Below are 20,668 nucleotides of genomic sequence, written 5' to 3' on the forward strand. Positions count from 1 at the left end.
TTTACCTGATGAGATAATCTTTGGTGGGTGCTTTTGAGTGAGGCAAGGAGGTGATTTGAGGCTAACTTTAAAAATAATGAGTTAGCTTCTCTTTTATCTAAATTTCAGATTGAAAACAAACTGACTTATGAGAAGGCCATTTTATCCGTACTTTTCAAGTCAAAAAAGCGTGTTAGGTGAAGGGGGAAATAGCGGATTTATTAAGTGTATGAAAGCAAATGAAAATTGATAATATTTTTAGTAGATGTTCGTAAGCAATGAGAGTATTTCTTGCCCTTTAGAGTTTCAAATGCTCTTTCTGGGTTTATATAGCACCTTTACTTCCCAGCCGTTAATTAACGGTAAGCTACTTAAGATTATCGTATTATCTCCTGAGCTTGGTCGGGTAAGAAGTCACCTACTTCCATTACGTCATTGCCCAAAAACGGACGTCTTTTTTGTAGTGTTTCAATTGCTTTAATGATTTGCCAATCTTTTGAGAGCTCCATGTATATTGCTTTTCCTTCCGTTTTAATAACAAGCTCATAATAGAGTTGAGTGGGTGCAGATTTCCCGCCATCTTCCAAAAATAAGATTAGTCTGGCTTTGGTTCTGGCTCTTTTCTCTTGTGATTCAAAACTGATTGACCTTAAAATTAAATCACTACCATAGGCTAAATAAGTTGGTTTTAAGGTGAAGCTCTCAGAATTCATTTCATTATTTATTGTTATGTGAAGTATTTCATTGCCCGTGTAGGGGATTGACCGGCTTGTATCTCCGATAGCGTATTTAGCACCATCCTCGTATTCAGCATCTATTCTTTTGTCTAGTTCTGCGTTCTGGATTATGGCACGTAATGTACTTTTTTGTACGTCATCCAGACTAAGTGCTTTTAGAGTTGTAGTTTGAACATACAAATTTCTTTCGGTATCTAAATCCTGCGTGTTACTCTGGGCGTTATGTACGCAGAGTAAAAGCAATAGGAGTGCAATAGTTTTCATACAAATGATATCCTTATTGTGTTATTAGCTTGTAGATACTAACACCTGTTTAGCAAGTATAAACCTTATTTCTTGGTTGCATTAGGCTTGATGGTTTAAATTATAAATTAGAGAATAAATTATATGGATGCTCCAATGATAACAAGAGCGAGTAGAAGTTACCTGGTGAGTTTAAGTAATAAACCGTCGTACTGAACACTGATTAAGGTTGTAAAGCCGCACCACCTATCATTCCTTGAAGGCGGCACATAATTTAGGTTTTATTTAGCAGCTAAAACTATTGTTAATTCAGTATTTATCAAGCTGATTTTTTGGCTAATAGCTCTTGGCGCACAAGTTCAGCCCCTGCGCTCAATGCAGCTAGCTTACCTCTTGCCACTTCACGAGAAAGTGGTGCCATACCGCAGTTAGTGCATGGGTAGAGTTTGTCGGCGTCAACAAACTCAAGCGCTTTGCGTAGTGTGTTGGCAACTTCTTCTGGCGTTTCGATGGTGTTGGTTGCAACATCAATCGCACCAACCATCACTTTTTTACCACGGATCAACGCTAACAAGTCGATTGGCACGTGAGAGTTATGGCACTCTAAAGAGATGATATCGATATTGGATTTTTGTAGCTTAGGAAACGCCTCTTCATATTGACGCCATTCTGATCCTAAGGTCTTTTTCCAATCGGTGTTGGCTTTAATGCCGTAGCCGTAGCAGATATGCACTGCGGTTTCGCATTTGAGTCCTTCAATGGCACGTTCAAGCGCCGCAATGCCCCAGTCGTTGACCTCATCAAAAAAAACATTAAACGCCGGTTCGTCGAATTGAATGATATCGACTCCAGCGGCTTCCAGCTCTTTGGCTTCTTGGTTAAGGATCTTAGCAAATTCCCACGCTAGCTTTTCACGGCTTTTGTAGTGGTCATCATACAGCGTATCTATCATCGTCATCGGACCTGGCAATGCCCATTTGATAGGTTTGTCTGTTTGGCTGCGTAAAAACTTGGCATCTTCAACAAAAACCGGCTTTTGGCGAGATACAGGGCCCACCACGGTTGGAACACTGGCATCATAGCGGTCGCGAATTTTTACGGTTTGACGCTTCTCAAAGTCCACACCGCTTAGGTGTTCAATAAAAGTGGTTACAAAGTGTTGACGGGTTTGTTCGCCGTCACTCACGATATCAATCCCTGCAAGTTGTTGCTCTTGCAAAGCAATACGTAGCGCATCGTTTTTGCCATCAATAAGCTCGTCGCCCTCTAGTTTCCAAGGTGACCATAGGGTTTCTGGCTGAGCAAGCCAAGCGGGCTTAGGTAGACTGCCAGCAGTAGACGTTGGTAATAGTGTTTTCATAATAAATGCTGTTCCATATTCCCGTTGATTATAAAGCGTAATTTGCAGACCACTGTTCAAGCACGGTTTGGTAAGGCTTGATAAAATGCTCTTCGGCAAATCGACCTTGTGCAATCGCCAACTGGCTGCGCTCTTCGCGGTCATAAACAATCTGTGTTAATGAGTGATCTAGGTTTTTTAAGTTTGGCTGATAGCACTTGCCTGCAACCGCATTGGCGTTGTAAATCTCAGGGCGGTAGATCTTTTGGAATGTTTCCATAGTGCTGATGGTGCTGATCAACTCCAGATTGGTGTAATCATTCAGTAAGTCACCAAAGAAGTAAAAAGCCAAAGGTGCAACGCTATTTGGTGGCATAAAGTAGCGCACCTGTAAGCCCATCTTTTTGAAATATTGCTCAGTTAATGATGACTCATTTGGCTGATATTCAAAGCCAAGCACAGGGTGCTGATTTTCAGTGCGGTGATAGGTTTTATTATCCGATACACTTAAGCAAATCACCGGTGGCTTACTAAAGTGACTCTTGTAAGCTTCTGAATCGACAAAGTATTTAAATAGCTTACCGTGTAAGTCGCCAAAGTTAGCAGGGATGCTGAATTTAGGTTGATCTTTATTATGATCAAGTAATAGCACGCTAAAGTCGTAGTCACGTACGTAAGAAGAGAAGTTGTTACCAACAATTCCCTCAATGCGTTCATTGGTTTTGTGGTCAACAATATTGGTTTTTAACACTTCAATTGACGGGAAAGTTTGTCCACTGCCTGCAATATCCATATCAACCGAGACTATCTCAAGTTCAACAGAATAACGGTCGCCTGTTGGGTTATCCCAGTTAGCTAATGCGTTAAAGCGATTATCAATCATCTTTAGGGCATTGCGTAAGTTTTGTTGGCGGCTTTCGCCTCTTGCTAAGTTAGCAAAGTTGGTGGTGATCCGCGTGCTGTTTGACGGATGGTAATTCTCGTCAAGACGAATGCTCTTAATAGTGAAAGTAAACTCGTTATTCATGTTCTTCAGGTATCCAATTCTAATGCTAACGCGCTCGGTAATTACGTTTCACTGCGATAAACAGATATCCACGGGGACGCAGTGAGAGTGCCGAACATTAAGTGATGTAAGATTTATACGTGGATCACAAGATGAAGAAAAACGGTTTTATTTCACATAAAACATGAGTCTGATTCATGAGTTACAAAAATAGATGCCGCTTATTGAGTCGCATATGCAGAAAATATGAGCAATTGTAGAGTAAAACTCTTTGGAGATCCGAAAGTCTAGACTGCTAAATGTCTAAGTTGCATTTGTTTCAAGTAAAACGTGAGGAATATTCAAGGCTTATCTAAGTCAAAAGCACCAATGGCAAAGCGTTATGTTGTTATACTCGCAGCGCTTAGGTGGCACAAAGGCTAAAAGCAACGGCCATATTGCTCACTTAGGTGATTGCGCCTCAATTAAAAGAAGAGATAAGTGGAATGAGTGAGTTGATATTGTTGTTTGTGTATTGTGCACTACTCGGTAGTGTTGTCGGCTTTTTAGCCGGATTGTTAGGTATTGGCGGTGGGCTGGTTATTGTTCCGGTGCTGAGCAGTATTTTACTGTATTTTGACGTGTTACCACCGGAGCAAGTGGTGATTGCCGCTGTAGCGACATCGCTGGCATCCATTTTATTTACTTCTACCTCATCGGCAATCGCGCATCATAAAAATGGCAATGTACCGTGGGATTTAGCGCCGTGGATAATGACGGGCGTTGCACTAGGCGCGCTTATCAGTGGTTTTTTGGCAGCGCTATTACCCGAAAACGCAGTGCGCATTGTATTTGCAGTAAGTGTGGTATTGATAGCAATAAAAATGTTTTATAGCAGCAAAAATGAGAGCTCAACCCAAAGGCAGCTGCCAAATAAAGGCATACTTACGGTATTAACGACGATCACCGGTGGTTTATCTGCCATGATAGGCATTGGCGGTGGGGCGCTTTTGGTACCGCTGTTGACGTTTTTCTCTGTTGATATGAAAAAGGCCATAGGATGCGCTTCTGCATGTGGTATTGTTATCGCGCTCTTTGGTTCCGTTGGCTACATTAGCTCGGGCAGTGCGCACTTTGCACTTTCGGATGGTTTCGCCGGATTTGTTTATTTGCCGGCGCTGTTAGGAATTGTGTGCACGTCTTGGTTCACTGCTCCAATGGGGGCTAAAGCCACGCATCACTTGCCTGTTGCCACGATTAAAAAGGTATTTGCTGTGCTACTGTTAGTGATGGCTGTGAATATGGCGGTAAATTAAGTGCTTTTGAGCCAAAACGAGCTATGGCGTGTTTGGCTCAGAAGCTCTGCTAATCTTACTTTTTGAACGGATCTTCGGTTGGTTCAAAATGCTTGTTTAACTTGCCATTTCTGGTGCTATTGATGTATTCCCCAGATGGATCTTCGCTTATCAGTGTGAAGGCACTGACTGGCGATTCAAAGTTAAAGTTTGCCAATTCCACCCAAGCAACATGAGGCGTGCGAGCATTGCAAAAGTAATAGGTTTGGCTCCTATGTGCTGCAACGGTTGTCCACAAGGTATTAGATATATTTGGGCTGGCACTGCTTGTAAAATTATAGCCAAGGGGTACTGATGCACTTGCAGCAACCGAGCGAGCCTGTGCAAGGGCATCATGCTCATCGTTTGGTAAATCTAAGTGATTAAGATAAAACGCAGCGCGCTCGAATCTATCGGTTGAGTATGGACCGCCAGGGATCGTATGGCTCGGCTGACTGTTTTTATCACTCCATTGCCACAGCCAATAATCATTAATCCTTAGCTGATCTTCATAACTTGGTTCATTGGTAACAACGCGATAGTCAGCGCTGTGATGGATCTTAAAAACCCCATTCTCAACTTCGATAATGGCTGAATCGCCACTGATATCCGACACTATCAAATGCAATGCTGCGGTTTTACCTTCGCTGTTAGGTACTTCTGCACCAACGATCTGAATTTCTTGTTTGCTGAATACGTCAACGACTTCCTTGACGAGTACAAATTTGTCTAATACATATTGCAACCATCTCAGTACGCTCAGCTGCTTTTTACTTTTGCATGCTGATTTACCGTACGTCGCGCCTGAGTCGTACAATACATTTGCGACAAGCCCCATAGAGTTCATGCCATCGGAGGCTGCCCAGCCGCTGCAATCATCTCCTACCATAGCGACCACACTACTATAGGAAGATGTCCACGTAAGTGGGTTGCGAGTTTTCTCGCTTGCTATTGCCTCTAGCTCAGAAACTGGCTCAAGCCCCGATTTTTTTAGTCCTTTTTCAAGTACAAACAAGCTGGTAGGTAATATAAACATCCAGTCCATATTTCTGGCAGTAGCCAAATATGCTCTATTCCAGTTATTAAAAGCTCTAGTACACATAACAACCTCACAAGAAAATTAAATATCCTTTTGATGAGTGGTTTCTCATCAATCTACTGTTTCATACTAGGCTTTGAAAAAGGCTAAATACATTACAGAAAGTTACAGTGCATTACAGGAGTGGTAAGTCAGTAACTATTAGCGTGAAAAACTAATGATTCGACAAGTATTCGTCTCGGGTTCCCTAAAACAAAAGTGGTGTGAGGTTAGTAGAATGAGTATATTTGCAAGAGTGGGTTAATTGCTATCAGGTATGACGTTTGGAGGAAATGGGATGATAAGAGAGATAACTCGGGAAGATTTTGAGTCATTTTGGCCAACATTTTCAGAAGTGATCCAAGCGCAAGAAACGTATGCATTTGACTCAAATATGAGTATAGATCAGGCATTTTTACTTTGGTGTGAAACGCCACTCAAAGCTTTTGCATATGTTGAAAATGGGCAAGTACTTGGCAGCTATTATTTGCGACAAAATGCGATGGGTCCGAGTAGCCACATATGTAACTGTGGTTACATGGTGTCGAGTTTGGCTCGTGGTAAGGGAATTGCACGGCTGATGTGCGAACATTCCCAGCAACAAGCATTAGCGCTGGGATTCGAAGCCATGCAATTTAATAGTGTGGTATCGACCAATGAACTGGCGATTAAACTATGGCAAAAGCTTGGTTTTACCATTGTGGGCACCATTCCCAAGGCATATAAACACGGGAAATTGGGTTTGGTAGATAGCTATGTTATGTATAAATGGTTGGCTGATTAAAGTGGACAGGATCTGAAAGCTTTATTACATAGCCATCAAATCACAGGTGAAACTGGCTTGTTATCGCCAAAATAGCGATAGTCGAAAATCAGCAACAATGTAGTGCGGGATTTCGGATTGAAATAGAAGTAGCAACCCTTACTCTATGGTCTAACTCAAACCGTTAAGGATTGTTATGACTTCACTTGCTAATCATGCCATTTTCTTTGCTCGAATTAAGCCCGATGAAAGAGCAAGATACCGTTTCACAAACCCTCGCTAACAGCGTGGCTTATGCGCAAAAAGCGGATGAACTTGGCTTTAAACGCTTTTGGATGGCTGAACATCATAATATGCGTGGCATCGTCTGCGCAGCAACCTCCGTATTGATAGGGCATATTGCCGGACACACTCACAATATTCGGGTAGGGGCGGGTGGCGTGATGTTGCCAAACCATCCACCGTTAGTCGTCGCTGAGCAGTTTGGCACCTTAGAAAGCCTCTATCCTGGACGCATTGATTTGGGATTAGGGCGCGCGCCTGGTAGCGATCCTATTACCAGCCGAGCACTGCGTCGCGATGACAGACGTGCGGAGCAATTTGACGATGAAGTTGCTGAATTACAAGCCTTGCTCGGTCCTTATGACGGTAGATCCTCGGTGCGTGCCATTCCGGGCGAAAACACCAAGGTACCAATCTGGTTGCTTGGTTCGAGTCTTTATAGTGCCCAGCTCGCCGCAAAGCGAGGTTTACCTTATGCATTTGCGGGTCATTTTGCGCCACGATTCGTGCATGATGCTATTGCGCTTTATCGCCGCGATTTCCAACCATCAGAGGGGTTAGATAAACCTTATGTAACGCTTGGCTTACCGGTAGTTGCAGCCGATACCGACGAACAAGCGCAGTATTTAGCTACCACGTCAAAGCAACGTATCCTAGCGTTGATGCGAGGCCAGGCGTTATGGTTGAAACCCCCCGTTGATTCGATGGAGGGTCTATGGAATGCCCAAGAGCAAATGCAAGTTGAAAGCTTTTTAGGCCTATCTGTGGTTGGAAGCCCCGCGATTGTCCACCATAAACTCAGCATGATTAAACGTGAGTTAGCGGTCGATGAGTTTATTTTTACCAACGATTTATACGAGCTAAGTGATAGAAAACATGCGCTTGAAATCTTGGCGAGCTTAACGTAAAAGTCTGAGTGCGAAGGCAGTACTAAAGAGAAGGTTTGCGGTACACTGCGAGTTAAAAATTTACAAGGAACGAAAGTTGAAAACGATTTGGTTGTGTATCCTTTCTCTACTTATTCTGCCTTTTATGTCGGGGCGAAAGAAATAGCGCTGACCTTTGATGACGCCCCATTACCGGGGAGTAAGTTGATGTCAGGTACGGAAAAAACGACGCTCCGTGATGAAAATGAAGCACTAAGGTACTAGAAGCTAAACTTGCTGAGCTCGGGGTGTTTAAATCACCCTGAATAATAAGTTCAGCGAGTCAATATTTGCAGTAACAGTTAAAGGAAAAATAATGGATCAAGTCGTACGCGTCGGGGTTGGCGTGGTAATAATGCACGATAATAAAATTTTGCTTGGTGAGCGCATCGGCGCTCATGGCGCACATACTTGGGCAACCCCTGGTGGCCATTTAGAGTATGGAGAGGACATTGAGGCATGCGCGATAAGAGAGGTGCATGAAGAAACGGGGCTAGATGTTGTAAACGTTGAAAAGCTTGGTTTTACTAATGATTATTTTGCCAATGAGCAGAAACATTATGTCACTCTGTTTGTCATGGCAAGGTGCGATACTCATGATGCAGAAGTTAAAGAGCCAAATAAATGCAAACAATGGCAGTGGTTCTCGCTTGATGAATTGCCGCAGCCCCTGTTTTTGCCTTTGGTGAACTTTTTAGAAGAAAACAACACACTTTATCAAGGCTAAAATGGTAATTGGGGCACTGCATGGAAGAAATAGTCGTTAGATATATTCACTTTCTCGGTATTTTATTTTTGGCATCGACGCTCGCGATTGAAAACGTGTTACTCTCTAAATCAATGAGTAGTCAGAGTATTAAGCGGTTAGCGGTAGTTGATGGCTTGTATGGTGTCAGTGCGCTGGTAACACTTGGCGCGGGGTTAACGTTGTGGTTTGTAGTTGGCAAGCCCAGTGAGTTCTACACTAAAAATCCGATTTTCCACGCCAAAGTCGGACTATTTTTGTTAATCGCTTTGCTGTCTATCATTCCGACTGTGTTTTTATTGAAGCACCGTAATACAACAAAAGATAATTTATTTGTGCCCCAGCGTATTATCGTCATTAAAAGGCTAGAAATGCTGTTACTTTTAGTTTTACCGCTACTTGCTGCACTTATGGCAAGAGGCTATGGGTTGCCCTCATCATGAAACAAAATATTGTCAATATTGCGCTCGTCGTCAAAGACTACGATGAAGCCATCGACTTCTACGTCAATAAACTAGGTTTTGAATTAATAGAAGACACCTATCAACCCGAGCAAGATAAACGTTGGGTGGTGGTGGCACCACCTAATTCTCATGGTACTGCGTTACTACTTGCCAGAGCTTCTACGCCAGAGCAGCAGGAATTTATTGGTGATCAAGCTGGTGGGCGGGTATTTTTATTTTTAAATACCGATGATTTCTGGCGTGATTATGAGCGCATGACATCTATTGGCATTCGGTTTATTCGCGAGCCGCAAGAGCAAGATTATGGCACGGTTGCTGTATTTGAAGATCTCTATGGCAACCGCTGGGACTTACTGCAACTAAACCCTGATCACCCAATGGCAAAGAGATGATCTCTAAGTTACCAAAATGGGTTGAGATCGGCGCTTTTATATTGGCGCTCGTTGCTGGATTTGTGAATGCAATCGGCCTACTTAGCTTTGAGCACCAATCCGTTTCTCATTTATCCGGCACTGCGACTATGCTCGGAACTAGTTTTTTAGGTGGCAGCCTTAAAGAAACCCTGCACTTATTTGGAGTGTTACTCGCGTTCTTGCTTGGCTCTGCACTTGCGGGGTTTTTGCTGCATGGCACCACGTTAAGGCTTGGCAAACATTACGATACCGCGTTGGTGATCGAAGCCATGTTGCTTACCGTGTCTCTCGTCTTACTGATGCAAGGCTCATTTTATGGTCATTTTTTTGCTTCCGCGGCTTGTGGACTGCAAAACGCATTAGCCACCACGTACAGTGGAGCTGTGGTGAGGACAACCCATGTAACAGGAATATTCACCGACTTAGGACTGATGATTGGGGCATTGTTTAGAGGCGAGCCTTTGGATACCAGAAAAACAAAACTGTTTGTGTTGATCATTTCAGGGTTTGTGGCAGGTGGCGTGTTGGGCGCTTGGCTTTACAACAAGTTTCACTTTCAGGCGCTGTGGTTACCTATAACCATCTGTTTGCTAATTGCTGGTGTTTACCGCTTTGCGCTTAGGGATAAGGGGTAGCACACCGCTGTGTTGACGTATCTTGGTTTGGATTATTGACTACTTAATCGACATCGTATACATTGGCGCGCGATTTTAATTTGGATCTTTCCACGATGTTTTACATCCTATTTAAGAATTTTGTTAGAAGGCTTTGCTCCGCGCATTAACACGATGAAGTGTTGCTCGGAGCTTACTTTCTAAATCTTCATCAGAGACATTGGCGACTACTTGAATAAAGGTGGGCGGCGCCAGTGTATCTGATGATTGGAAAGACGAAGCCGGCGATGATACTTCATCGCCGGCTTTTTTGTGCCCGAAATTCAGTGGCACACATTTTCAAAGTTTTTTGAAACGGGAGGTCGGCATAACTGTCGACCTCCCGTTGTTTTATGGATGTAATTTAATGAATTTGCTTTTAAATGACCTGATGACGTCAGGTAGTGGCTCATACAAACACAAGCTTAATTTTAGCTTTATTTCTTTTGCTTTGCTGAACACCTGCAAGGTAAACGTTTGCTGCGCAAAAATGGGGTAAAGAGATGTTATTGACTTTATTACTCGCCTTTATTGCGTTTTTAGTCGGGGCCGATGAGCTGATGCTTGGGCCTATTCTTGAACCTATTGGACTCGAATTAGGTGTAAAGCCTGAGCGAGTTACACTGTTTATTACCACTTACAGCGTTGCCCTAGCGATTGTGGCTCCACTATTTGGGGCGCTCTCGGATAAAGCAGGGCACCGCGCTATCATCTTACCTGCAATCGTGGTTTTTGGTGGTGCCTCCATCGCGACAGGGCTTGTCACTTCATTTGAGTGGGGCTTAGTTGCTCGTGTGATCACGGGGATTGCCAGTGCTGGCATGCTCCCGATTGCGTTTGCCATCGCGGCAAGCTCTGGTGGAGATGCGCTCAAACGGATCGGTTGGGTGCAAGCAGGCTTAACTCTTGGCATGATCTCAAGTCCTGCGTTTGGCGCGTTTTTAACGCATTTAATGTCGTGGCGAGCGGCTTTTGTTGCACTCGGGATCGCCACTTGGGTTGTGGCGTTATTACTTACTGTAAACCGCCGTGCGCTCCCAAGTGACAAAGCTGTAGAAGGCACCAAGATATCAGTCAAGCTATGGCAAATCCCCGGTGTTGTTGGCGCATTACTTACCATGTGTATCGGTTTGGGTGGTGGTATTGGTTTGTTCAATTTGGTTGGGCAGCATTTACGAGATACACAAGCACTGTCAGTGTGGTTTATTGGTGTACTGTATGCCTTATTAGGCTTAGTGAGTGTTGCTGGAAACCTGATGATGCCAAAACTCGCAACCCACTTTGAAAGTGGGCGGCAGGTCATGCGTGCGTCATTGGTCGTTTGCCTCATTGTCAGTAGCGGTCTTTATTGGTATCAAGGTATCTCTCTCATACCGTTATACTTTTTGATGACACTTTGGGCATTGGCTGGTGGCATTGGGGCTCCGGCATTACAGGCATATATTTCAGAACTTTCGCCTGCACATCGTGGTGTACTTATCTCACTGGCCATGAGCATGATGCACATTGGTGTGGCGATTTGGTCTGCCGTCGCAGGTTTTGCTTACAGCCTTGGTGCGGCTGCGATGGCGCTGCTTGCTATTATTTTGTTTAGTCTTGCCATTTTGTGTTTACGCCCCGTAAAAAGCGCATCAATTTAGGAGGTAACTAGTACCAATTAGCTTTAATACTTGCTCAATTTTAAGGAGCAAATCTGACGCTAACGGCGTTAAAAATTTCTCATTTAGAACAACTGAATGGCAAAATTTTCGCCCTGCCTACATGGATGTAGGTACCTTGGCGGTAGCGGTGTTATCGACAAGATTCTCTCGCCTCAAAATTGGAAGCTGAATTAAGCGAGTTGGTATGCCAGCCTGCATATTCAATTGAACACGAGTGCTTTTGATTGAGTAGAAATGTTTTAATCTGTGTGGACTTTCATTAGACGAAATAAATTGCTAGTATCATTTTTGATATTAATTCTCATTTTCATTTGCTTTGGGTTTCATGGTATTTGCAAAGTTGGTACATGGTTTGATCGGATGATGTTGCGTCTATATATGTGAGCACTGTAAATCAACAACTTGTTTTCTTTCTTTGCCAAATGGGTGGTTAAGCTAGGTTCCTTGTGGAGGAAATATGGAACAACTTATTCAAGATTATAAAATGCTACTAATCGGAGAGCCTAACATTAGGCCCATTGTTGCGGCTATGCAGCTAGGTGTGAGTGAAGCTGAGTTGCTAAACGCACAGCTGGATGAGCCTGTTACGTCTCGAGTTACCAGATTAGATGAGCATAAAATCGCGGATTTATTAAAAGGATTTAAAAAGCTTGGAAAAGTGATGGCTTTGACTAGAAATGGCTCTGTGGTGAGCGAGATAACTGGTTTGTATGAAAAGCTCTATGTTACAGGGCACAGTAACAAACTTAGTGCCGTGGCCATCAATCCAGGAGGGATTGATCTGCGGCTTTTCTTGCACAAATGGAAAAGTGTATTTCTTGTTGAAACGGATAAGCATACTAGTTTTCAATTTTTCGATGAAAATGGTCGCGCTGTACATAAGGTATATATGACTGCAGACGCCGACTTTAACGAGTTTGTGAACCTTAAAGCACGCTACCAGCTAACACATAGTCACAAGTTGGATGTAACGCCTTTTGAAGTCCTAGATACTAATATTAGGGACTTGAGTACTGCGCAACTAGATGATTTTAGGTCGCAGTGGGGCGAGTTAAATGATGTCCATCATTTTCCAAAGCTTTTAGAGACATACAACCTTGAACGCTTGCAGGCCCTTGAAATCGTTGGCTCACCATGGAGCTTTGAGCTACAAAGCTTTGACCTTGCAGATATATTTCAGCAAGCAAACATGTTTAAGCAAGAGATTATGGTATTCGTTGGCAATCCAGGTGCGGTACAGATCTTCTCTGGAAAGGTTGAAAACCTCAAACAAGTTGGCCCTTGGTTTAACGTATTAGATCCTGAGTTTAGCCTGCATATAAAAGCAGACGACCTAACCCGCGCGTTCGTGGTCAGAAAACCCACGGATAACGGCAATACTGTGGTTACCTCTATTGAGTTTTTTGATGCCAATCGCGAGACTGTATTAACGCTGTTTGGTCGCCGAATTGAAGGCAAAAAACAAACCGATGAGTGGCAGGCGCTATGTGAGCGATTGATCCATAAAGGACGGGTTGCGGCGTAATACTTGAGCTATAGAAAAGCTATCCTCTACAATCAGCTAAATTGAAAAGGGCTCTATAAAAGAGCCCTTTGGTTTTCTAGTGCCAAATAGGCGTGACTTCTGAGACCAAAATTATTCGTTTAGAGACGGTATTTTGCTGCACATTCTCCATTCTTGTCGCCATTGCACTATGGCAAAGTGGGCGGGAAGTACCACGTTGACACTCGTCCATAATCACGCCTGACCCCACTGGTAATTCAGCAAAGAGCCGAAGATCTTGGGTACTGACATTATCTATAGGGGTGTTTACCGCGACACCGTCAGCTATCACAAACTCCCCGCCTGATACATTCTCTCTGGCCAGCGTAAGGATTGAGGTAATCGTTTGATGACTTAACCCGTCGAAATGAAGCGTATTTGGGGTTACTAAGCAATCCGCATGAGGTGTCGGATAATAGCCAATAAACTGATGCTCAACATGGTACGACGGTGCTGGAATTGAATGTTGGATCAAAAATTCAGTCAGCGCTGCTATTACTGGGTGGTTGCAAATCAATGTACCGTCAGTGCAATGTGTTATTGCTTTGAACCATCTTTGTTTACCCCCTGCGTCCGGGTTTAGTTGTTGAGACAAGCCGTAAACATAGTATTGGCCTCCTTGTCTATTTTCGGGGCTGATAAGGTGAGTGTTAGCGTCCTTGACGGTATAGCGCACGATACCTCTTGCATTTTGGCCGGATGGAATATAGGTGTCTAAGCCTAATTCAGGTTCTACCTGCTTCAGTAACGACTCAATATCTTGTCGTGAACCAACGTTTAAATTTGGCAAAGAATATTGGCAGAAACCATTTCTTAACAATGTAGTTTTAGTCATCTTTGATTCTCCTATCTGTCTTTGTTGATTTGTTTTCTTAAAAATTTCAATAAGCTTTTTCATATTCACCTCATCTGATGTGTTTTGGTATTTATAGGTTTTCATTTAACTGTATGATTGTGAAGGAAAAATAAGGAATAAAAACGGAATGGGAACGGAAATTTATAGTGGTTTTATAAGTGAGTTATTTATTACGTTGCTAAGCTTTGATGTCTAGATAGGGGCAGTGAGCTTTGTGAACAGCCTTCAGTAAATTGCAAATTATAGAAGGTTGCCAATTCAAACCCGCATTGCATCCAGGAATGATATTTCTGCAATTTTGTGCCAAGCGATAGGGGTGGTTATTTCTACCTTGACAGACTTGTCCGGCAATGAATTTGCGTCTGGTTTCGCTGACAAAGTCCGATTGATAAATGTGCAGAACAGTTAGTTAGCTAGTATCGGTATGATTTTAAATAATTTTATTTCAGTGCCAAGTAATGGTCGTTGATATTCACAATGATGCAAGTTACCGAATGGTAGTTACCTTCATAATTTATATTTAAGTAACAAAGTGAAAATAGATTTGAAAATTGTGTTCTAATTGTATAGAAATGTAATCTAAATGTGGTTTTTAGATCTGTAAGTGAGATTTTTGATATGCCTAAGGGTAAGGAGCGCGAAATGGAACAAGTTTATAACTTTGCGGATGAGGTGCAATTAGAGTCCTTAAGGCAGCTGATTGTTGAGAAGATTAATCAAAACGGACTGTCCGAGCAGCAAGTTACAGACAGTGCTTACATGAGTGATAGAAGTCTTCGCAATTATAAGACGGAAGGCTACTTAGCCAGTTTAGCGCCACTCTCGTCATCGACGGTAAGTAAGCTAAAGAATCTATTGACTGCGCTTAATATTGAGCCTGAAGAAGCGCTGGAATACCACCAAAAGCGAATAGAAAATCAACAAAACAACCACCACTCAGACCCTACAAATCAAAATGGCCAGCAAAGCAATGCTCAGTTTCAAGGGTGTACCTTTAACGGCGGGGCGAATGCACCAAATGTTATCACTGGTAATAGGGATATTACGCTTAATTTTGGTGCTAAAGATTAAAGGTAATCTTAAATTCTGATAAGGGGTGGCTTAACCCTGAAAATGTAAGCTAGTTAGAAGCTTGTATCTCTATAACGAAGTGCTCGTTTTTAGAAGCTATTAAGGTTTAATTACTTCTTTTTTATATTTAAAAGTGATTTTATATGAGTGCGGATCCAAAGGAAGCGGAAGCTGGTTCAAGCATTGGCATCGAAACCAATGCATATGAGAATGATGTTCCTCAGCAACTGAGCCAGTTTGATAGTAGTACGTTTGAAGAGGCCGTGATCCAAGGGAACAGAGATGTTCAGGTCAATAACTATTTTTCAAACGCTGATAAGAAACCACTGAAGTATGAAGCACTTCAGTTAAGAACGTTTCCAAAAATTGCGAGTAATGAGGTCATTTTAGATGACATCAAGTTAGCCGAACTTAACAACTTCCTCGTTTGTCACAATTGGCTGATTATTGGAAAAAATAACGAGAATGCCTTTTATCTCTCAGAGGCTATCGCTGCTGCTTTACAGCACACCGACATATCATCTTACTACATACGTCACAATTCATGTCGAATGACTGAGTATTTAGAAGCAAGATTTCCTTACGTAGAAAGTCAACACGCTTATGTTATTAGGCAACCAATAGAAGACCTAGAAAGTTTCGAGCGCTTTATCGAAACCCGTGAAAATCTAAATGCACTGACGTCTAAACTAAAAGCACGTAAGGCAACGCTGCTTATGGTATTGGATAGTAAAGGCGATAGTGACTGTCCTAGAAGGATCCAGGAATACCTGCGTTTCAACTCTGTAAGTTCTATGCTTGGTTATTGGCAGCCTGCAGTTCACTTTACACATGACCCATTACCTGTGGCAGCACTAGATAACGACGACTGGTTGGACTGTTTAGTTATTACACTAACTTGTTGGTTTAACAATATGTCACTGGTGTTGTTTCAAAATGCAATTGCTAAGGCATTTGACCATAAATTAAAACAAGCTAAAGAAATAGGAGAAGGAGTCGAAGCGTTAACTCATGCTTATGCTCGTTGGCAGCAAGATCCTGATGCGTTTTTAAAATTAGCTGGGCTTGAGCTCACATCACCGTCGGGCTTAGGTATTTGTTGTATCAGGCTAAGTTCGATTAAGCAGGCAAGCGTATATCGAGAAAAGTTGCTTACAAACAATCCATTCCAACTAGCTGTACTCTCGCCAATTATTGAGGAAGTCATTTTTGATCAGGATATAACAAATGAACTCATTGACATAGATGCACTTTTTTCAGACCTCGCCTACTTCTACTTAAAGCTTTCTGAAGTCGGGGTAATTACTATTGACAGTGACTACCTATTAAAATTATTTGAACGTTATCGTCAGTGTCCAAATTCAAAAATAATTCATTTTATCTCATTTGTTAGGGCGCTCTCTTATCAAGATAGATTCAAAATAGCCATCGATGAATTTATTTATCAACTACTAGGGCAAGTGGAAAAGAAAGAGAAAGATTTAATATCTATTTCAGACTTAGAAATTCATATTGACAACTGGGTGCCAGTATTTAAATCAACCTATGAAAATAAGCTTAAAGAGATGGTGTGTGATTTCAAAAGTCACCTCTATTTTTTGTTTAATACTCTAGCCTATTCAATTGAATTTGAAAGTGAGTCTGAAGTTTTGTCATTAGAGTATATATTTTCTAAAAGCTATGAGCTTGGGTTGGATAAGAGTAAGAAATGTCCTAGCTTTGCGCTGCTTCGCTACTATTTTTCAGGGTATTTATATAGCGACTCCTTTCACTTATTAAAAATACTAAAAAGTATACCTTCCGATAGTGAGAAGTGTGTTTTAACTTTAATGATTGTGAGACTTTTTGTTTTTAGTCTTATGCATCGTGTGTTAGAGGGAAATAACCAAGTTGATGATAAGGCTACCTCCTACTTGATTACGTTAATGTTTGAAGAGGGGGCGGAAGAGTTAATTTACCAATTGCTCGCGATGCCAAGTTTGAGCGAAAGTCTAAAGAAGAGAAACATCACAGCATTTTTAACCACATCAATTTATATAAAGCAAACGCTGCTCCAAGCGCAATATATCACCGATGAAAGCGAATATGAGCATTACGACATGATGCTTACGGAGTTAAATGAAAAATTCAAACGATTGAATCAATTGTTTGCCATTGCTTGCACCAGAAAACAGTACGAGCAAATTAAAGCAGATTTAAGAATTCAGCGAGATAAGGCGGTAGAGCAGTACAGAAATTGTAGATCAGATAAAGAGTTGAGGATGCTACTAAAGCTAAAAAAAGGCGTGTTAAGCGAAGCTATTAAACAATTTAAAAAACCTAGAAGAGAATCCTACCATGCATGAAAGCATCTCTAATTTGAGCAACTTAATCAGAAAAGTCGATACTAACTTTCACAATCCGAGAGTTCATGGAGAAGGATTTGTTGTCACTTGGAATAAGAAAACCAACCAAATCGTAACCAAGCAAGGTTTGCTATCTGATTTATTTAATAAGAAACATTATGAATATTTCTTTGTTAAATCTCATACAAAACCAATCGTCATTAGCAAAATTCCATTTGAATGGCATGAAGGTGCAAGTGAGATTGCACTAGAGTTTTACGCTACCTTTCAGCTTAAAATTACAGATCAAACTGAAGCACATAAGTTAGTCGAAATCTTGAGTATGTCGGGCACGCCGGAAAAAGGATTATTTAATTTAATAGATAAGCACCTGCATCACTGCATGTCGAAAATGTATAAGAAATGCTTGGACTCACAAAATAGCAACTTATTGGATGAGTTTTATCAGCAAGAGCTACAGCGTGGAGAAAGCAGTGAATTAAACACTTCGGTGTGCGAGCAAATGCAGCAAGAATTAAAAGGAATGGATTTTAATATTGGCTTTACGTTGCGTAATGCACCAGAGCGATATGCCGAATTTAAATATAGTACCAAGATAAAAGAAACGGGCTTAGAAGTAACGTCCGAATGTCAAATGACATTGAATAACTATCAAGCCTATCGCAAGTCTGAAATTAGCGATATCGAGGGGGTGGTAGCACACATGAAGGCGGGTATTGAGAGAGCAATCCGTCAGCATATTTTGGGCAAATCTGAAATGGATCTGCTGAGCAACTTCAAAACGGCAACGAGTCAAGACGTCTCTATCTCCGATCAGGTTAAAAATAGTGTTAAGCAACAAGCTACTGCGATTGGTTATGAACTTAATTCATTTCATACATTACCAAACATTGCTCCGCTGAGGTTATTAAATGGGTTGATGCTCACGTTTGATAAAGAAGATGGCGCATTTAAAACGGGGATGTTTGGTAGCCGTGTACGGTTAAATATTCGCATGGAAGTTAAGGCGAAAGAAGGAGAGTTTGAGAAATACCGTCACTTATTTGCAAGTAGTGAAAACGACAATCAGATTGATTTGTTAGCAATAACGCAAGCGCAAATTCTCGACAGAATAAAAGTACTAGTACACGACATTTGCAAAGAAGTGATGTTGAATGACAAGTTTAATCATTACAAAGCATTAAGTCAGTTTGAAGAATTAATCCGGCCTCAACTTGAAGATGAAATTGGCAAACGATTAAGTGAACAACATGGCTTGGTGGTAAGTATTAAGTCACTTATGGCAGTTGAATCTGAAGATGCCATGAGGCTTGAAGAGCTAAGAGGTAAAAAAATACCAATCCAATTTAAGCATTTTTTTGGTGGACAAGACGGGATTGGTGCCGAGTATTCATTCAGTGGTGCATTTGAAGTGCTCGGTCTAGTCGTCAGTGACGCCGGTGGTGAACATAGTTGGGAAACGTTTGAAAAATGGGATTTTGGTTACCGAATTGATTCTCCTGAGCGTCATACCAACACCGCCCTTAAAGGGAATGACGATAGAGTCTGTAAAAAATTGGCGATTGAGAATGAACTAGAAGATATAAAACAGGAAGTTATTAGGCTTTTCAAGGCATCAACATTACTTATCCCTTCCATTACGCTTTGGGTGAATAAACGCGAGTATAACGCAAAGTTACAAGATGAATTGCTCTGTGAGGTATCGGCTCTGTTGAGGCGCAGCCGAGGAATGGATCTACTGATTGAAAGACTAGAAATTAAAGACGAAAGCCTGATCCAAGCGCAGCTTGATAGTCGAGATCGTAAGCTCAAATCAATTGCCGATGTCGATAGTATGCGTTTAGAGCAGCGTTTAGTTGATTTAAAACAAAGCAAAGACGAAAAGCAAAAGCTTGCGGACGAAGTTACAGAAAGAAGATTGAGTTTCCTGCGCGACAGCGATGATTTTGAGGACTTACTAGACGAAAAAGAGCGTATCGAAAATGATTACCGTCATTTAAATACTAAAGAGTCGACCATAGAAGAGCTACTGCCAGCCCCTAACAGCCATGCCTCGAGCGATATCGAAGAATTAGCTGATGTACTTACTAAATCCAATAACCAGTGGGAAACGAACGATGAAAAGTAGAAAAAACCTTGTTGCTGCTTCAATCATGACAGCTTTGCTATCCGGGTGTGCAATGACTGACGACACTCAAACTCGAGCTGAGGGAGCATCGACAGGTGCACTCATTGGTGGTGCGCTTGGTTTGGTGTTAGGTGACAATAAGCAAGCCGCTATGATTGGTGCATTGATTGGTGCTGTTGCCGGTGATCTTTATGCCAAGAGTGTGGTTAAGAAGAAGCAGGATTACGCTAATACTGAGTTATATATGCAAGATGTGATTAAAGGGGCACAAGAGAAACTTATCGCAGCAAAAAATGAAAGAGAAAAAATTCATTTGGAAATAGAAGGTTATACCGCGCAGTTAGAAAGCATTGAGGCAGAGTCTCAAAAACGCAGTGCTGAGTATAGTAGCTTAGAAACGCAAAAAGATAGCCTGTCTAAAGCAGTTTCCAAGTCAGCTAAGTTAGTCGAGATATTGACTGAAGAAATTCAGTACCAAAAGGACGTGCTGGCACAAGAAAGAGAAACCGTTTCTGTGCAATTAGCCTCACATAGTGAAACGGTTATTCAACAACTTCTTGCTGAAAAGAACGAGCTAGAAGTCATGCAAGCCCAGCTAGCTTCATTAGATAGACGGAAATTATATTAATGCTGAAGCGGGTTATATATTGCTTGTTTTTGTCTTTGCTAGCAGGTTGTAAGACGACAGGTGATCCGACAACTGGTGGGTTGTATGGATGGAGCGAAGAAAAAGCAAAGCAACGACAGGCACAGCTAAACCGAAGAGTAGTGGATATCGAAGCTCAAATGAATGCGATTGAGGAAGAAAATCAAGAGCTTGAAAGTGACAAGGTACAACTAACACAGTTGATAGTAATACAAAGTGAGAAGTTAAACGCTTTAATTGCAAGCCATGATGCGTTGCTGGATAAGATAGAAACATACAAAGGTCTTGAACATATTAATCAGACAAAAATTAGCCAGCTGAAAACACGTTACCCATGGCTCGGCCTGAGTCGAGAGGAGGTATTGAGACAATTTCAGGAAGCGGCAAGCGAATCACGACAACAGCAAATGCTAAACCAGCTAGAGAGTGAGCTTGAATCACTAGCACAAGAAATAGATATGATACTTTGAGTAATGT

At 41.9% G+C, this 20,668-nt stretch carries 21 protein-coding genes; 15 read left to right on the forward strand and 6 right to left on the reverse strand.

The features are described from left to right. Positions 1–356: 356 nt before the first annotated feature. The 3 genes from ABMY45_RS04575 to ABMY45_RS04585 form a co-directional block, all read right to left on the reverse strand. Positions 357–980, reverse strand: a complete 624-nt coding sequence (locus ABMY45_RS04575; protein WP_349288477.1) for a hypothetical protein — start codon at positions 978–980, stop codon at positions 357–359. Positions 981–1,278: 298 nt separating this feature from the next. Beyond that, a complete protein-coding gene (locus ABMY45_RS04580; protein WP_010370114.1) occupies positions 1,279–2,319 on the reverse strand; it encodes a methionine synthase in 1,041 nt (346 codons plus the stop codon). Between the two features lie 28 nt (positions 2,320–2,347). Continuing rightward, positions 2,348–3,325 carry a DUF1852 domain-containing protein gene (locus ABMY45_RS04585; RefSeq protein ID WP_237117059.1) on the reverse strand — a complete coding sequence of 326 codons (978 nt, stop codon included), beginning with the start codon at positions 3,323–3,325 and terminating at the stop codon, positions 2,348–2,350. Positions 3,326–3,789: 464 nt separating this feature from the next. Between ABMY45_RS04585 and ABMY45_RS04590 the strand changes: the two genes are divergently transcribed. Next, positions 3,790–4,599 (forward strand): sulfite exporter TauE/SafE family protein, encoded by an 810-nt coding sequence (locus tag ABMY45_RS04590; protein ID WP_174169556.1) that lies wholly within the window; start codon positions 3,790–3,792, stop codon positions 4,597–4,599. A 55-nt stretch (positions 4,600–4,654) separates the two neighbouring features. On the opposite strand, the gene ABMY45_RS04595 is transcribed toward ABMY45_RS04590, so the two are convergent. Beyond that, complete coding sequence (locus ABMY45_RS04595) at positions 4,655–5,719, reverse strand: linear amide C-N hydrolase (protein WP_174169555.1); 1,065 nt, start codon at positions 5,717–5,719, stop codon at positions 4,655–4,657. A 274-nt stretch (positions 5,720–5,993) separates the two neighbouring features. On the opposite strand from ABMY45_RS04595, the gene ABMY45_RS04600 reads away from it, so the two are divergent. The 7 genes from ABMY45_RS04600 to ABMY45_RS04630 all read left to right on the forward strand — a co-directional run bounded on the left by ABMY45_RS04600 (position 5,994) and on the right by ABMY45_RS04630 (position 9,923). Beyond that, the gene (locus tag ABMY45_RS04600) at positions 5,994–6,479 is read left to right on the forward strand and encodes a GNAT family N-acetyltransferase (protein ID WP_010603786.1); all 486 of its coding nucleotides are present in this window, start codon (positions 5,994–5,996) and stop codon (positions 6,477–6,479) included. 194 nt (positions 6,480–6,673) lie between these two features. Continuing rightward, positions 6,674–7,648 (forward strand): LLM class flavin-dependent oxidoreductase, encoded by a 975-nt coding sequence (locus ABMY45_RS04605; protein WP_349288566.1) that lies wholly within the window; start codon positions 6,674–6,676, stop codon positions 7,646–7,648. A 93-nt stretch (positions 7,649–7,741) separates the two neighbouring features. Next, positions 7,742–7,891 (forward strand): hypothetical protein, encoded by a 150-nt coding sequence (locus tag ABMY45_RS04610; RefSeq protein ID WP_206472550.1) that lies wholly within the window; start codon positions 7,742–7,744, stop codon positions 7,889–7,891. 91 nt (positions 7,892–7,982) lie between these two features. Next, positions 7,983–8,393, forward strand: coding sequence for an NUDIX hydrolase (locus ABMY45_RS04615; protein ID WP_102058367.1), 411 nt, complete (start codon positions 7,983–7,985; stop codon positions 8,391–8,393). A 20-nt stretch (positions 8,394–8,413) separates the two neighbouring features. Then, positions 8,414–8,854 carry a DUF2214 family protein gene (locus tag ABMY45_RS04620; RefSeq protein WP_010603776.1) on the forward strand — a complete coding sequence of 147 codons (441 nt, stop codon included), beginning with the start codon at positions 8,414–8,416 and terminating at the stop codon, positions 8,852–8,854. After that, complete coding sequence (locus tag ABMY45_RS04625; protein ID WP_010603775.1) at positions 8,851–9,267, forward strand: VOC family protein; 417 nt, start codon at positions 8,851–8,853, stop codon at positions 9,265–9,267. The genes ABMY45_RS04620 and ABMY45_RS04625 overlap by 4 nt, the downstream gene beginning before the upstream one ends. Continuing rightward, the gene (locus ABMY45_RS04630; RefSeq protein WP_174169549.1) at positions 9,264–9,923 is read left to right on the forward strand and encodes a YoaK family protein; all 660 of its coding nucleotides are present in this window, start codon (positions 9,264–9,266) and stop codon (positions 9,921–9,923) included. The genes ABMY45_RS04625 and ABMY45_RS04630 overlap by 4 nt, the downstream gene beginning before the upstream one ends. Positions 9,924–10,046: 123 nt before the next feature. On the opposite strand, the gene ABMY45_RS04635 is transcribed toward ABMY45_RS04630, so the two are convergent. After that, a complete protein-coding gene (locus ABMY45_RS04635) occupies positions 10,047–10,235 on the reverse strand; it encodes a hypothetical protein (protein WP_349288478.1) in 189 nt (62 codons plus the stop codon). Positions 10,236–10,444: 209 nt separating this feature from the next. On the opposite strand from ABMY45_RS04635, the gene ABMY45_RS04640 reads away from it, so the two are divergent. Both ABMY45_RS04640 and ABMY45_RS04645 read left to right on the forward strand, forming a co-directional pair. Then, positions 10,445–11,581, forward strand: a complete 1,137-nt coding sequence (locus ABMY45_RS04640) for an MFS transporter (RefSeq protein ID WP_349288479.1) — start codon at positions 10,445–10,447, stop codon at positions 11,579–11,581. Positions 11,582–12,059: 478 nt separating this feature from the next. Further along, the gene (locus ABMY45_RS04645) at positions 12,060–13,127 is read left to right on the forward strand and encodes a ChuX/HutX family heme-like substrate-binding protein (RefSeq protein ID WP_102058371.1); all 1,068 of its coding nucleotides are present in this window, start codon (positions 12,060–12,062) and stop codon (positions 13,125–13,127) included. A 76-nt stretch (positions 13,128–13,203) separates the two neighbouring features. Here ABMY45_RS04645 and ABMY45_RS04650 read toward each other — a convergent pair whose 3' ends face one another. Further along, the gene (locus tag ABMY45_RS04650) at positions 13,204–13,980 is read right to left on the reverse strand and encodes a 2OG-Fe dioxygenase family protein (protein WP_010603771.1); all 777 of its coding nucleotides are present in this window, start codon (positions 13,978–13,980) and stop codon (positions 13,204–13,206) included. 663 nt (positions 13,981–14,643) lie between these two features. On the opposite strand from ABMY45_RS04650, the gene ABMY45_RS04655 reads away from it, so the two are divergent. From ABMY45_RS04655 to ABMY45_RS04675, 5 genes are all read left to right on the forward strand, one after another. Then, positions 14,644–15,072 carry a hypothetical protein gene (locus ABMY45_RS04655; protein ID WP_102058372.1) on the forward strand — a complete coding sequence of 143 codons (429 nt, stop codon included), beginning with the start codon at positions 14,644–14,646 and terminating at the stop codon, positions 15,070–15,072. Positions 15,073–15,215: 143 nt separating this feature from the next. Further along, positions 15,216–17,417, forward strand: a complete 2,202-nt coding sequence (locus ABMY45_RS04660) for a hypothetical protein (RefSeq protein ID WP_349288480.1) — start codon at positions 15,216–15,218, stop codon at positions 17,415–17,417. Then, entirely contained in the window at positions 17,410–19,545 is a 2,136-nt protein-coding gene (locus ABMY45_RS04665) for a hypothetical protein (protein WP_206472543.1), read from the forward strand. Before ABMY45_RS04660 ends, ABMY45_RS04665 begins: the two co-directional genes overlap by 8 nt. Further along, positions 19,535–20,173: a glycine zipper domain-containing protein gene (locus ABMY45_RS04670; RefSeq protein ID WP_010603767.1), complete on the forward strand. Its 639-nt coding sequence runs from the start codon at positions 19,535–19,537 to the stop codon at positions 20,171–20,173. The genes ABMY45_RS04665 and ABMY45_RS04670 overlap by 11 nt, the downstream gene beginning before the upstream one ends. Next, positions 20,173–20,661 (forward strand): hypothetical protein, encoded by a 489-nt coding sequence (locus tag ABMY45_RS04675; RefSeq protein ID WP_010603766.1) that lies wholly within the window; start codon positions 20,173–20,175, stop codon positions 20,659–20,661. Before ABMY45_RS04670 ends, ABMY45_RS04675 begins: the two co-directional genes overlap by 1 nt. The last annotated feature ends 7 nt before the right edge of the window (positions 20,662–20,668 follow it).

The sequence above is a fragment of the Pseudoalteromonas sp. XMcav11-Q genome, assembly GCF_040104525.1.
In the GTDB taxonomy this organism is placed as follows: Bacteria; Pseudomonadota; Gammaproteobacteria; order Enterobacterales; family Alteromonadaceae; genus Pseudoalteromonas.

What these genes read in the sequence shown, in the direction of transcription:
- ABMY45_RS04575 (WP_349288477.1), bottom strand. Translation starts at nt 980, where the DNA reads ATGAAAACTATTGCACTCCTATTGCTTTTACTCTGCGTACATAACGCC.
- ABMY45_RS04580 (WP_010370114.1), bottom strand. Translation starts at nt 2,319, where the DNA reads ATGAAAACACTATTACCAACGTCTACTGCTGGCAGTCTACCTAAGCCC.
- ABMY45_RS04585 (WP_237117059.1), bottom strand. Translation starts at nt 3,325, where the DNA reads ATGAATAACGAGTTTACTTTCACTATTAAGAGCATTCGTCTTGACGAG.
- ABMY45_RS04590 (WP_174169556.1), top strand. Translation starts at nt 3,790, where the DNA reads ATGAGTGAGTTGATATTGTTGTTTGTGTATTGTGCACTACTCGGTAGT.
- ABMY45_RS04595 (WP_174169555.1), bottom strand. Translation starts at nt 5,719, where the DNA reads ATGTGTACTAGAGCTTTTAATAACTGGAATAGAGCATATTTGGCTACT.
- ABMY45_RS04600 (WP_010603786.1), top strand. Translation starts at nt 5,994, where the DNA reads ATGATAAGAGAGATAACTCGGGAAGATTTTGAGTCATTTTGGCCAACA.
- ABMY45_RS04605 (WP_349288566.1), top strand. Translation starts at nt 6,674, where the DNA reads ATGCCATTTTCTTTGCTCGAATTAAGCCCGATGAAAGAGCAAGATACC.
- ABMY45_RS04615 (WP_102058367.1), top strand. Translation starts at nt 7,983, where the DNA reads ATGGATCAAGTCGTACGCGTCGGGGTTGGCGTGGTAATAATGCACGAT.
- ABMY45_RS04620 (WP_010603776.1), top strand. Translation starts at nt 8,414, where the DNA reads ATGGAAGAAATAGTCGTTAGATATATTCACTTTCTCGGTATTTTATTT.
- ABMY45_RS04625 (WP_010603775.1), top strand. Translation starts at nt 8,851, where the DNA reads ATGAAACAAAATATTGTCAATATTGCGCTCGTCGTCAAAGACTACGAT.
- ABMY45_RS04630 (WP_174169549.1), top strand. Translation starts at nt 9,264, where the DNA reads ATGATCTCTAAGTTACCAAAATGGGTTGAGATCGGCGCTTTTATATTG.
- ABMY45_RS04640 (WP_349288479.1), top strand. Translation starts at nt 10,445, where the DNA reads ATGTTATTGACTTTATTACTCGCCTTTATTGCGTTTTTAGTCGGGGCC.
- ABMY45_RS04645 (WP_102058371.1), top strand. Translation starts at nt 12,060, where the DNA reads ATGGAACAACTTATTCAAGATTATAAAATGCTACTAATCGGAGAGCCT.
- ABMY45_RS04650 (WP_010603771.1), bottom strand. Translation starts at nt 13,980, where the DNA reads ATGACTAAAACTACATTGTTAAGAAATGGTTTCTGCCAATATTCTTTG.
- ABMY45_RS04655 (WP_102058372.1), top strand. Translation starts at nt 14,644, where the DNA reads ATGGAACAAGTTTATAACTTTGCGGATGAGGTGCAATTAGAGTCCTTA.
- ABMY45_RS04660 (WP_349288480.1), top strand. Translation starts at nt 15,216, where the DNA reads ATGAGTGCGGATCCAAAGGAAGCGGAAGCTGGTTCAAGCATTGGCATC.
- ABMY45_RS04665 (WP_206472543.1), top strand. Translation starts at nt 17,410, where the DNA reads ATGCATGAAAGCATCTCTAATTTGAGCAACTTAATCAGAAAAGTCGAT.
- ABMY45_RS04670 (WP_010603767.1), top strand. Translation starts at nt 19,535, where the DNA reads ATGAAAAGTAGAAAAAACCTTGTTGCTGCTTCAATCATGACAGCTTTG.
- ABMY45_RS04675 (WP_010603766.1), top strand. Translation starts at nt 20,173, where the DNA reads ATGCTGAAGCGGGTTATATATTGCTTGTTTTTGTCTTTGCTAGCAGGT.